Raw genomic sequence first — 12,780 nt, 5'->3', positions numbered from 1 at the left:
CTTTCCACTCCGGAGTAATAATCGCGGATCCGTGGGCGCAACCCGCCTCCAAGTCCGCTCACCCCGCGGGAAAGTGCACTGCACAACTCTTTGAGCAAAGTTGACACCGAGGTGACCGACGACTAGAGAGCCAACGGGAGGATCACCGGCCGGCTCGCTTCAACCAGCCCGAGGCACCACCTGTCGACACGACCACCACCTACGGAAAATCTGTGAATCAGCATGACAGTGGTGTAGTTCGATGCAGCGAAGTGAACGTGAGCGACACTTGGTCGACAACCGTGCCGAACGCCCGTCCGGGGAACGATGAACTTGGAAACATCAATCGGATGACGATTCCAGCGACGAACCAGCGCACGCGGTCCTCCAGACCTGGCCGGCACCGTTGGCAGAGGTCGATTCAGCTGGGATTGTCCAGCAGATCAGGTGGTCCAGACCTCGCGTCAAAATTTGCGACTGCAATAAGTAGCAAACGTTTGAAGATGTGCGCGCTCCAGCAATCCCTCAGCAAGAACGATGACGGTCGCGCCGCAGGAGCCATCCGTGCCGACTACAGCTCGGTATCCTCCTCGGAGATATCCGACGTAGGTTGATCTGTGGGAATGGAATCGAATGTCTGCACGTGTCGAGCGGTTGGAGTTCCAGGCGGAGGCACGCCAGCTCCTTGAGTTGCTGGTCCACTCGGTGTACTCCAACAAGGACTCGTTCCTCCGGGAGCTGATCTCGAACGCTTCCGATGCCCTGGACAAGCTCCGCCTCGAAACGCTCCGGAACAAGGAACTCACCGCCGACACCTCCGACCTCCATATCGACATCGAGGTGGGACGGGATCCTCGGACACTGACGGTGCGCGACAACGGCATCGGCATGACGCACGAGGAAGTCGTCGAGCTGATCGGCACTCTCGCGAAGTCAGGCACCGCGCAGCTGCGGCAACAATTGCAGGAAGCCAGGAAGGCGGCCGATTCCGAGGAGCTGATCGGACAGTTCGGCGTCGGCTTCTACTCAACTTTCATGGTGGCGGACGAGGTCGAGCTGCTCACCTGCAAGGCCGGCGAGAGCGGGGCCACCCGGTGGGTGTCGAGCGGTGACGGCACCTACACCATCGAAGACGTCGATGACGCACCGCAGGGTACGTCGGTAACGCTGCACCTGAAGCCTGTCGATGTCGAGGACCAGCTTCACGACTACACGGCCGAATGGAAGATCCGAGAGCTCGTCAAGAAGTACTCCGACTTCATCGCCTGGCCCGTCCGGATGCAGGTCGAGCAACACACTCCCGCCGCCGAGGAAGGTGGCCCGGACACCGTCACCGTCGAGACCCAGACGCTCAACTCCATGAAGGCGTTGTGGGCCCGGCCGAAGGACGAGGTCTCCGACGAGGAGTACCACGAGTTCTACAAACACATCGCCCATGCCTGGGACGATCCCCTCGCCGTGATCTCGATGAAGGGAGAGGGCAGCTTCGAGTACCAGGCCTTGCTGTTCATCCCGTCCCACGCCCCGTTCGACATGTTCACCAGGGACGCCAAGACCGGTGTCCAGCTCTACATCAAGCGCGTCTTCGTCATGAGCGATTGCGAAGAACTCATGCCCCGTCACCTGCGCTTCGTCAAGGGCGTAGTGGATGCACAAGGCATGTCACTCAACGTCTCTCGTGAGATATTGCAGCAGGATCGCCAGGTCACCGCGATCCGTCGCCGGCTGACGAAGAAAGTCCTGTCGACCATTGCGGACCTACAGACCGGCAAGCCCGAGGACTACCGCATCTTCTGGACGCAGTTCGGCGCCGTGCTGAAAGAAGGCCTGCTGTCGGACGTGGACAACCAGGACACGCTGCTGCGGGTCTCCTCGTTCTCCTCCACGTTCTCCGACGCCGAGAAAAACGAGGGGCTCACGACGCTGGCCGAGTACGTCGGACGCATGAAGGACGGGCAGGAACAGATCTTCTACGCCACCGGCCCATCTGCCGAACAACTCTCGAAGTCACCGCACCTCGAGGCCTTCAAGGACAAAGGTTACGAGGTATTGCTGTTGACCGATCCTGTCGACGAGATCTGGGTCGGTTCGGTGCCGGAGTTCGACGGCAAGCCGTTGCAATCAGTTGCCAAGGGTGAGGTCGACCTCGACTCCGATGAGGACCGGGACGCCCACAAGGCAGAGCGAGAGGCTCAGGAGCGAGAATTCGCCGACCTGCTGGCCTGGCTGAAGGAGACGCTGAGCGAACGGGTCTCGGAAGTGCGATTGTCCAGCCGTTTGACCGAGTCTCCAGCGTGCCTCATCACCCCCACGTTCGGCATCACGCCGGCGCTGGCCCGAATGTATCGGGCCTCCGGGCAGGAGGTTCCGACCGGAAAGCGGATACTCGAACTCAACCCGAGCCATCCGCTGGTCATCGGCTTACGACAGGCGATCGGTAACGGCAGCGACGATGTCAGTTCGCATCGACTCGCTGAAACCGCCGAATTACTCTACGGCACTGCCCTTCTTGCTGAAGGCGGGTTGCCCGACGACCCGGCCAAGTTCGCCGGACTCCTCGCCGCCCGCTTGGCAAGCACCATGTAAAGGGCGCTATCGCAGTCGATTTCCAGGCATTGGGCCGCGTTTGCCGAATGAAACCGCGTTCGGACTCGTACCGTACAGAAATGAGCAACGTACTCGACCTGCTCGATCAGACCATGTACGACATCGGCCAAGCGACTCGCTCGAACACCCTGCTGCAGTGTGTCTGGGTGTATGACCATCCTATTGACATCGACGGCCTGCGGCGGTTCCACGGCCATCTTGAGCGGGGACGGTTATCTCGCTGTATAGCCCGATCGCCGTTGCCGTTCGGCCGCAGCCGCTGGGTGAAATCCGACAACCTATCGGGTCTGGAGATCGTCGAGTCGGCCCGTCCGCGTGAGGCATTCGATGACTGGCTCGACGAGCAGGTCAACTTTCCACTGGACTCCCAGCACGGACCCGCATGGCATCTCGCCACCGCGCCGTTCACCGACGGCGGCGCCGGAGTGAGCCTGGTCATCTCACACTGCCTCGCCGACGGCGTCGGGCTGTGGCAGGCGATGGCAGATGCCGCACTCGGCCGCGACGACCCGATCACCTGGCCGGACCCCACATCACGCGGGCGGTGGCAAGCCATCTGCCAAGACACCGGCCAAACCCTGAGAGACATCCCCGCCATCAGCCGTGCCATCGTCGGCGCGATTCAGATGCGGCAACAAGGTCGTAACGGTGCCGCGGCCCCCGAGCCACCCACTGCGTTGATATCTGCGCCGCCCCCCGAAACCGATGAATCCCATCTTCTCCCAACCGCAACGATCTTCGTCGATGCGGATGAGTGGGACGCCCGCGCCCGAGCACTCGGCGGAACGCGCAACACGCTACTCGTGGGACTCGCAGCCCACCTCGCCCACCACGCCGGCAGAGTGGCGACGGATGGCTCAGTGGTGGTGACGCTCCCGGTCAACGAGCGCACCGCCGACGACACCCGTGCCAACGCCCTCGGTGGCGTTCGCGCGAAGGTCGACCCCGCATCCGCCACGACAGACCTCCGTGAGATCCGGGCCGCGGTAAAACAAGAACTGATTCGGCACTCGGAGGAGCCCGACCCTCAGCAGGTGATGAACGCCCTTGTGCCCCTGATGTCCGAGCGGGTGCTCAGAGCCGCCCGCAGCGCGACCAGGGGCAACCCCTTCAATCTCGTCGGCGCATCCAACGTCGGAGAGATCGACGCAGCCGCCGGCCGGGCAGATGGCACGGATGCCGTTTCGTTCGCATTGAGGCTGCATCACCTCGGTGTGGCCACATCGACGTTGCACCGCTACGGCGGTGTACAGACCATGCTCTCGGGATCGATGAACGGACAGATCTTCATTTCGCTGATTTCATATCTGCCAGGACGTGCCAACTCGAACGATGAGTTGCGTCTTGATCTTTCGACCGCCCTGGAAAAGTTCTCGCTCAGCGGCACCTATCTTTGAACCACCCGAACGTCACCAAACGAGCGGCACCAGCCGATAGTGCACCTTCTGCATGTACTCCCCGTATCCCGCGAGTTGCTGCCCGAGCAGCTCCTCCTCATCGTGGATACGGAAGGTGTAGAGGACCAATACGGGAATGAGAACGGCCAGGCCCCACCAAGATCCGAGGGCGAGAGGCATCCCGGCCACCATGACCAGGGCCCCCATGTACATGGGGTGTCGCACAAGCCCGTAGAGCCCGGTGGAGACCAGCTTCTGCTCCGACTCCACGGTGATGTTCGCTGACGCATAGCTGTTCTGGAGCATGGTGAACATCGTGATGCCAAGGCCGACGGCGAACATCGCGTTGCCGATCAGGGATACGGCGGTGGGCACCGGAGACCAGCCGAAGCGATGGTCCAGGGCACAGAACACCGGCAGCGCGATGGACAGATTCACGATGACGAGGACCACGACCTTTTGGACGGGTCGCGATTCGGACTTCTGACCGACCCGCATGCGCCGCTCGACGATCGCCTTGTCTTTCCTCAACAGGTAGACGGTGGAGGCGATTGCCAATACCGCATACACCGACAGAAAGACCCACGCCTGCCAGTAGTCGAGCGTCCCCGCTGGGATGAACAGTAGTGCGCCCAACACAGCCAGGCCGAGTACGGATTGAATCGCCACCCGAAGATCGGTGCTCATGCCATCCTCCTGAAATATGATCCAGCGTTCAAAAGAGTGTTCCGGTAAGGGAGAAGTCGTCCAACGCATTCGAAAGATCGTGCTGCAAGCGCTCATTCGAGTTGATACCGCCGGGGAGGTACGAATGGGCCGATACGAATACCCGTCCGTTCGCCCTCCCGGACAGAAATGACTGGGTCCCGCCGAACCGGTGCAGCATCGCCTCCGTCAGCCCCAGGTACGGGAGAACTTTCACGGCGAAGTAGTCGGCGTCCGTACCATCTGCCCGGCTGGCGGCCGGGTTGACCACACCCAGGTTGGACGAACCGACCTGGTTGGATGAACCGGTGCGGGAGGTGGCCCCGAGGAACCGCTTCGGCAGCAGGGGAATGATGGCATTCACCGCGTGTTCCTCATCGGGCACCTGCCCGTGACGGATCAGCGCTTGTTTGACCGCAGCCCGGATCTCACGCAGGTCCGTGGTCGTCAGCGCGGGATCGACCGTCACGGCGACACTACTCCTCGCGTTGGCGCGGGTATCTCCGTCGGCACGCTGGTTGACCGGCATCATGACGATCACCGACCCGTCCGCGCCGACACGTCCTGCGCGATGGGCCAGCCGAGCCGCCAGCGCCACAAGAAGGGTGTTGCTGGTCCCGCCGAGTGCCTCTGCGCGAGAATCCCATTCGTCGGCATCAACGAGGATCGTTGCCATCGGAACCGGGATCGATTGGTCGGAAATGGCGTCTGGTGCAGGCGAGGCGGAAGTCGGCGAAGTGGCGGGGTTTGCACCTGCCGGCCCCTCCCGACTGCGCCGGGCCAGCCGAATCGCGGCGACAACGCCCCGCGCCATGGCGGGGATGTCGCGCACAGTTTGCCAAGCGTCCTGACTCAGAGCTCCCCAACGACCGCGCGATTCGGCAGCCGGCCAGCTGATCGGATCGTCACGGCCGAGTGCGGCATCAGCCAGTGCCTCACAGAGACCAACTCCGTCGATGAGGCAATGTGAGACGACCAGGCTCACCCCAGACCCTCCGTCGGTGAACGGAAGCACTGCGAGATGCCAGCCGGGTCCGTGCTCGCAATCGAGTGGAGTGTTGATCTGCTCGCCGAGCCAGTCATCGAATTCTTCACGCGGCCTGGGTGTCTCGACGATCTCGAGCGGGGAAGAATTGTCCGACGCTATCCAGCGGTGCCGGCCGAACGACAGCGGTGAACGCTCGATGCCTCGGGACAACCGTCCCCGCCGAAGGTGGTCGTGGAACTGGCGAAGACCTTCGATGTCGATCGGGCGGTCATAAATCCAGGCGCTCTGTAGAAGGCTGTTGACCCCTATCGCCAGCCCGAGGTCGAACGTACGCTGATCGAGCACATCGAGGACGTTGCTCATTTTTGGAACTGTATCCGCGTTGAATTCGCGCGTCTCGTGTTTGTAAGTGGTCCGCATTTACGATCACCGTCCCCCCGTCGGCCGCTCAACGCTTGTGCGCAAGAGCATCGTCACGAAACTATTCCGAATCACTTTCCAGGACAGCCTTGAGCTTTTCGATGTACTCACTCAGCGCTTCGGGGGTGAACATTTCGAAGTGGGTGCAGCCCACCGGGAGCACCGTGATCTTCCCGGAAACATAAGGGCGCCAACTGTGCAGCAGCGCTCCGGCGGCCCTGCGGTTACGCAGACCCGCCATCTTCGACATGAGTCCATTCCCGCCGGTGTCCTCACATCGAGGACGGGCAGCCGAAAACATCACGACATCACCGTCGAAAACTTCAGGCCGATGATCGAGAAGGAACAACTGCCCCGCACTCACGCTGCGCGCCATGAACTTCACCAATTGCCGCGACGGAGGACTGGCCCCGTGCCGGGCAATGATGTCGGCCACCCGCGAATAGGACAGTAACCCGAAATGCACGGGCACCCGGACCTTGTTGGTCCTCAGGATGTAATCCAGAACCCATCCCTCGGCCACCGCCTGATTCTTCGCAATCCTCCTGGTGATGCGTTTCCAGAACCTGTTCGGGTTCAGCAAGCCATCGAGCAGCACCAGACGCTGAACCTCACACCCACGCCGCTGAAGCTCAACGGCCAACGCATGAGCCACGACTCCACCAAACGACCACCCCAGAATCCGGTACGGCCCAACCGGATACAGCTTCTGAAGCCGATCGGCGTAGCTTTCCGCCATGGCGTGGATCGACTGTGCCTCGGATTCGCCATCGGCTGGCGCCCGGTTGATCCCGACGATCGGGCCCTCCACGTACTGGCCCAACGCCCGGTACGACCAACTCAACCCGAATCCGTCATGCACGCAACACAACGGAACGCCGTTGCCCGGCTTGAGCACCTCGACCGGGACCACTTCCCGCGAACTCTCGGCGCGACCCACTTGCTGGGCCAAACCACGCACCGTCGGCGCATCGAACATGACTCGCACCGCCAACTCGGCGTCGAGGCTGGCGTTGGCGGCGGCGATCACCCGCATCGCCGACAGCGAGTCCCCTCCGAGGTTGAAAAACGAATCGTCGACCCCGACTCGCTCCAGACCGAGGACTTCGGCGTAGATGCCGGCCAGGATCTCCTCGGTGAGCGTTTCCGGGGCACGGTACTGCCGAGTATCGACATACTCCGGCACCGGGAGTGCGCGCCGATCCAACTTCCCGTTGACCGTCAACGGCAAACTGTCAACCGCCATCACCGCCGCGGGCACCATATAGGCCGGTAACCGTGTCGCCATGGCAGTCCGGATTTCGGCCGGGTCTGCCTTACCGGTGATGTATCCGAACAGTCGCTTGTCGCCGGGGCGATCTTCGCGAGCGATGACGGCCGCCTGATCCACCCCCTCCAGGCCGGCCAGCACCGCTCGCACTTCACCCAACTCGATGCGATACCCGCGGATCTTTACCTGCTCATCAGCCCGGCCCAGATACTGCAACTGACCGTCGGCACCCCAACGCACCAGATCCCCGGTGCGATACATCCGCTGCCCCGCTGCGAACGGACACGCGACAAATCGCGACCCCGTCAACCCACCCCGACGCTGGTACCCGGCTGCGAGGCCGGACCCGGCCACATACAACTCCCCGACCACACCGGCGGGCACCGGACGCAACCACCGGTCCAATACGAAGAACGCCGCACCCGGCACCGGCCTTCCGATCGGCACCACACCCGCCCCTGCCACCAACGGGGCACTGAACGACGTGTACCACGTCTCCGTCGGGCCGTAACCGTTGATCATCAACCGGCCCAGTGCCCACCGATCCACCAACTCGACCGGGCACGCCTCACCGGCCACCACCAACGCCGCAGACTCCAAACTCTCCGACGACAGCGCCGCGGCAGCCGACGGCGTCTGGTTCAGCACCGTCACTTGCTCTGCAACCAGCAAGTCGTGCAACTCATCCGGTGAACCCACCAGCGCATCTGGCACCACCACCAATCGGCCACCGCTCAGCAGCGCACCGAAGATCTCCCACACAGACACGTCAAACGCATACGAGTGCCACTGCGACCACACCCCCGCGGTCGGCAACCCCACCTGCAACGACGTCAGCAACCCGGTGACGTTGCTGTGCGGGACGGCCACTCCCTTCGGCACCCCCGTCGTGCCCGACGTGTAGATCACGTACGCCACATCATCGGCAGCCGGCTTTGACAATGTGCTGCTCGGTTGCATAACAATCCGCCGGTCCGCCACGTCGACAACGGCCACACCCAGCTGGTCCAGCCGCTCCGCCAACACACCTGCAGTGACCGCGGCCACCGGTCGAGCATCACCGACCACCACGGCGATCCGTGCATCTGGGTACGCGGGATCCAACGGCAGATACGCCGCCCCAGTCTTCAACACCGCCAGAATCGCCACAATCGCGTCAACCGAACGATTCAGCACCAACGCCACACACTCACCGGGCCCGGCACCATGGTCGGCAAGGAGGTGCGCCAACCGATTCGAGGCCTCGTCGAGTTCTCGATACGACATGGATCTGCCGTCGAAGGTCACCGCCGCGGCATCCGGCACCCGAGCCACCTGCTGGGCGAACACCTCCGGAATCGAGCCCGCCGCCCTCGCCGGTGCGGTCAACGCGGCTCGATTCCCGAACGCATCGAGGCGAGCATGCTCGTCGGTGTCCAACACATCGATCGACGACAAGCGCTGCGCCGGATCGGCCGCCATCGCCGCCAGAATCCGCTCCAACCGCCCGACAAACACCTCGATTGTGCCGGAGTCGAACACATCAGTGCGGAACTCCACCGAACCGCCGATCCCCGCCCGAGCGTCCTCCGCGTCGTACCTTTCGCCAAGCGCAAAGACCAGATCCATACGTGCGGTATGGGTTTCAGCCATCTGTGCGGCAGCGTGCACATCACCCGTGCCCGCCTCGGCATCGGTTGCATTCGCTGGGTTCTGCCAGGCCAGCATCACCTGGATCAACGGGTGATGGCTCAGGCTACGGCTCGGGTTGAGCCGGTCCACCAACACCTCGAACGGCACGTCCTGATGCTCATACGCTGCCAGGCTGCGTTGGCGCACCTGTCCCAACAGCTCGCCTACGGTGGGGTCATCGCCCAGGTCGACTCGCAGCACCAAGGTGTTCACGAAGAACCCGACCAGATCATTCAGCGCCGGATCATTACGCCCTGCAATCGGGAAGCCCACCGCCACATCGGAACTGGCACTCAAACTCGACAACAACACCGCCAACGCAGCCTGCACCACCATGAAGCTGGTCGCATTGTGCTCCCGCGCAACCTCCGCCACCCGCCGCTGCAACTCCGCCGGCCACTCCACTTCGACGACAGCTCCGTGGTGATCGGCGACCGCCGGGTACGGGCGATCCGTCGGCAACTCGAGGCGATCGGGTAGCCCCGCCAACGCTTCCTGCCAGTAGGCCAGTTGCCCGGCGATGCGGCTCTCGGGGTCGGTCAGCTCGCCGAGCTGCTCCCGCTGCCACAGTGTGTAATCCACGTACTGCACTGGCAGCGGAGACCACTGCGGCGCCTCCCTGCCGCAGCGAGAGGCGTAGGCGACGGCCACATCACGGGCCAGCGGTGAGAACGACCAGGCGTCCCCAGCGATGTGGTGCACCACCGCGACCAGCACATGCTCGTCTTCAGAGACGCGGAAAAGCCTGGCCCAGATCGGGATCTCGTGGTTCAGATCGAAGGGGTGCTGTACAGCTGCATCGATGGCACTTGCCAACTGCTCGGCGGGCCAATCCGCGGCGTCAACCTCCTGCCACCCGAATTCAGCCTGGTCGGCAGGAAGGACCAGCTGCCGGGGGACACCGTCGACCTCGGGGAATACCGTACGCAGGCTCTCATGCCGCGCTGCCACATCAGCCAGGGCCAGGCGGAGCGCATCGACGTCCAATCCGGTGACCCGGTACATCATCGGCATGTTGTAAATCGGGGAAGGGCCGTGCAATTGGTCCAGGAACCAGAGCCGCTGCTGGGCATACGACAGCGGCACCACTTCAGGCCGGGGCATGGGGGCCAATGGGGCCCGTCCGCCCGAACCCATGGCGATATGGGGTTCGAGCTGCGCCACGGCCGGCGCGTCGAATACCGCACGGACGGCCAGATCGGTGTCGAATGCGGTGTTGACAGCATTGATCAGTCTGATGGCTGACAGAGAGTCACCACCGAGATCGAAGAACGAGTCGTCGACTCCGACTTGATCCAATCCCAATACTTGAGCGAAGATGCCGACCAGGATCTCCTCGGTCGGAGTGGTCGGGGCACGATAGCTGTCGGCGTCGATGTACTCGGGCGCCGGTAGCGCGCGCCTGTCCAATTTGCCGTTGACGGTCAACGGTATTGCGTCGACCACCACCACGGCGGCAGGCACCATGTAAGTCGGAAGATGCTCAGCCAGGTGGGCTCGGGCCTTGCCGGAATCGACCAGACCGGGCGCGGTCTCGGTCACGTAGCCGACGAGTCGCTTCTCGCCCGGGTGGTCCTCGCGGGTGACGACGACAGCCTGTTCAACGCCGTCCAGATCAGCCAGGGCAACCTGGATTTCGCCGAGTTCGATCCGGTAGCCGCGGATTTTGACCTGCTCATCGGCACGGCCGAAGTACTGCATCTGCCCGTCACTGCCCCAGCGCACCAGATCGCCGGTCCGGTACATCCGCGTCCCCGCGCCACCGAACGAGCAAGCGACGAAACGAGACGCGGTCAACCCGGCCCGACCGACGTATCCCACTCCGACGCCACGGCCGGCCACATACAACTCCCCCACCACACCCGGTGGCACTTCCCGCAGCCGGCGATCAAGGACGAACAGCGCGGCCCCGGGTGCCGGCGAACCGATCGGAACGATGTTCGCCGCCACCGCCTCGGCTTTCAACGGCGCACTGATCGCGGCATACACCGTGGCCTCTGTCGGCCCATAAGCGTTGATCAGCACCCGTCCCGGCGCCCAACGTTGCACCAGCTCCGTCGGGCATGCCTCCCCGGCCACCACCAACGTGGTGGACTCCAGTCCGTCCGGTGAGAGCATCCCCGCCGCCGACGGTGTCTGACTCAAGACACTGACCTTCTGGCTCACCAACAAGTCATGCAACTCGTGCGGCGAACGGGCCACCTCTTCCGGCACCACCACCAGCCGGCCGCCGTGCAGCAGGGCGCAGAAGATGTCCCACACGGAAACGTCGAACACCAGCGAATGCCATTGCGACCACACGGTTCCCGGGCCCACCAGAGCTGGGTCCACGGCGCCGAGGAACTGTGTCACATTCTGGTGAGTGATCGCCACGCCCTTCGGAACGCCGGTGGTTCCCGAGGTGTAGATCAGGTAGGCGAGGTCATCGGCGGCCGCTCCCGGCAACGCGGTACTGGGGTGGGTCTCGATTCGCGTGTCCGCGATGTCAATGACGGTCAGGTCGCATCCGTCCAGCCGCGTCCGCAAGTCGGACGTGGTGACCGCCGCGACCGGCCCGGCGTCTGCCAGCATGAACTCGACCCGCGCGTCCGGCACCATCGGGTCGATGGGCAGGTAGGCTGCGCCCGACTTGAGGACGGCCAGGATCGCGACGATCGCCTCGGCGGAATGGTTGAGCAGCAGCGCCACGCATTCGCCCGATCCCGCGCCCTGGCTGACAAGTAGGTGTGCCAGGCGGTTCGACGCCTCGTCGAGCTCGCGGTACGTCCACGAACTCTCACCGCACGTGACCGCCACTGCGGCCGGGTCCCGCGCCACCTGTTCGGCGAACACCGCCGGAATCGACATGGTGTCCACCGGCTCGGTCAGCACCGCCCGGTTGCCCCATCCGTCGAGGCGGACGTGGTCACCTGCCTCGAGTAGGTCCACAGACGACAACGTCGCCGATGGATCGGCGGTCAGAGCTTCGACCGCGCGGGTCAGGCGCTCGACAAAGCGCTGAATGGTGGCGGTATCGAACACATCGGTGCGGAACTCCACGGCCCCGGTGATGCCGGCGGCCTCACCGGCGCTCCAGCGTTCTGCCAACGAGATCATCAGATCCATGCGGGCGGTCTGAGTGTCCGCTTCCAGCGGAGTGGCTTGCAGGCCGCCCAAACTCGTCGACGCCGTGTGGTCGTCGTCCTGTGCGGTCAGGTTCTGCCACGCCATCATCACCTGAACCAGCGGGTGGTGGGTCAAACTGCGAGCCGGGTTGAGCCGGTCGACAACCATCTCGAACGGCACATCCTGGTGCTCGTAGGCAGCCAGGCTGCGTCTGCGCACCTGGGCCAGCAGGTCGGCAACGGATGGATCACCGTCGAGCTCGACCCGTAGCACCAGTGTGTTGATGAAGACCCCGACCAACTCGTCCAATGCCGGATCGCTACGCCCTGCGATCGGGAATCCCACTGCAACATCCGAATTCCCGCTGAGAGTTGACAACAACACGGCCAGGGCGGCCTGTACCACCATGAAGCTGGTCGCATTGTGCTCACTCGCCGCCCGCGCGATCTGCTGCTGCAACTCGGCCGGCCACTCCATCGTGAGACTGGCCCCGTGGTAGTCGGCCACCGGCGGATACGGCCGGTCGGTGGGTAGTTCCAGACGCTCGGGCAGCCCGGTCAGCGCCTGCTCCCAATATGCCAACTGACCAGAGATCCGGCTGTCGGGATCGGTCGGATCACCCAGATACGACCGCTGCC

General features: G+C 63.6%; 5 protein-coding genes (1 of these 5 running past the window's edge). 2 read left to right on the top strand and 3 right to left on the bottom strand.

Annotated features, from left to right (window positions below; translation table 11 throughout):
• Positions 1 to 612: 612 nt before the first annotated feature.
• Both htpG and AB0876_RS01155 read left to right on the top strand, forming a co-directional pair.
• Positions 613 to 2,565: a molecular chaperone HtpG gene (htpG, locus tag AB0876_RS01160; RefSeq protein ID WP_491837740.1), complete on the top strand. Its 1,953-nt coding sequence runs from the start codon at positions 613 to 615 to the stop codon at positions 2,563 to 2,565.
• An 80-nt stretch (positions 2,566 to 2,645) separates the two neighbouring features.
• The gene (locus AB0876_RS01155; RefSeq protein ID WP_526040959.1) at positions 2,646 to 3,983 is read left to right on the top strand and encodes a WS/DGAT/MGAT family O-acyltransferase; all 1,338 of its coding nucleotides are present in this window, start codon (positions 2,646 to 2,648) and stop codon (positions 3,981 to 3,983) included.
• A 12-nt stretch (positions 3,984 to 3,995) separates the two neighbouring features.
• On the opposite strand, the gene AB0876_RS01150 is transcribed toward AB0876_RS01155, so the two are convergent.
• The 3 genes from AB0876_RS01150 to AB0876_RS01140 form a co-directional block, all read right to left on the bottom strand.
• Positions 3,996 to 4,670, bottom strand: a complete 675-nt coding sequence (locus AB0876_RS01150) for a methyltransferase family protein (RefSeq protein WP_526040958.1) — start codon at positions 4,668 to 4,670, stop codon at positions 3,996 to 3,998.
• A gap of 28 nt (positions 4,671 to 4,698) precedes the next feature.
• The gene (locus tag AB0876_RS01145) at positions 4,699 to 6,039 is read right to left on the bottom strand and encodes a wax ester/triacylglycerol synthase domain-containing protein (protein WP_526040957.1); all 1,341 of its coding nucleotides are present in this window, start codon (positions 6,037 to 6,039) and stop codon (positions 4,699 to 4,701) included.
• A 118-nt stretch (positions 6,040 to 6,157) separates the two neighbouring features.
• Positions 6,158 to 12,780 carry the 3' portion of a non-ribosomal peptide synthetase gene (locus AB0876_RS01140; protein ID WP_526040956.1) on the bottom strand. Its footprint extends 5,626 nt past the window's final position, so 6,623 of the gene's 12,249 nt are visible here — the last part of the coding sequence; its start codon lies beyond the right edge, outside the window; its stop codon occupies positions 6,158 to 6,160.

Source organism: Mycobacterium sp. NPDC049093 (assembly GCF_040704635.1).
Lineage (GTDB): Bacteria > Actinomycetota > Actinomycetes > Mycobacteriales > Mycobacteriaceae > Mycobacterium.
Note: the sequence above shows the minus strand (reverse complement) of the source record. Positions and strands in the feature narration are given on the sequence as shown.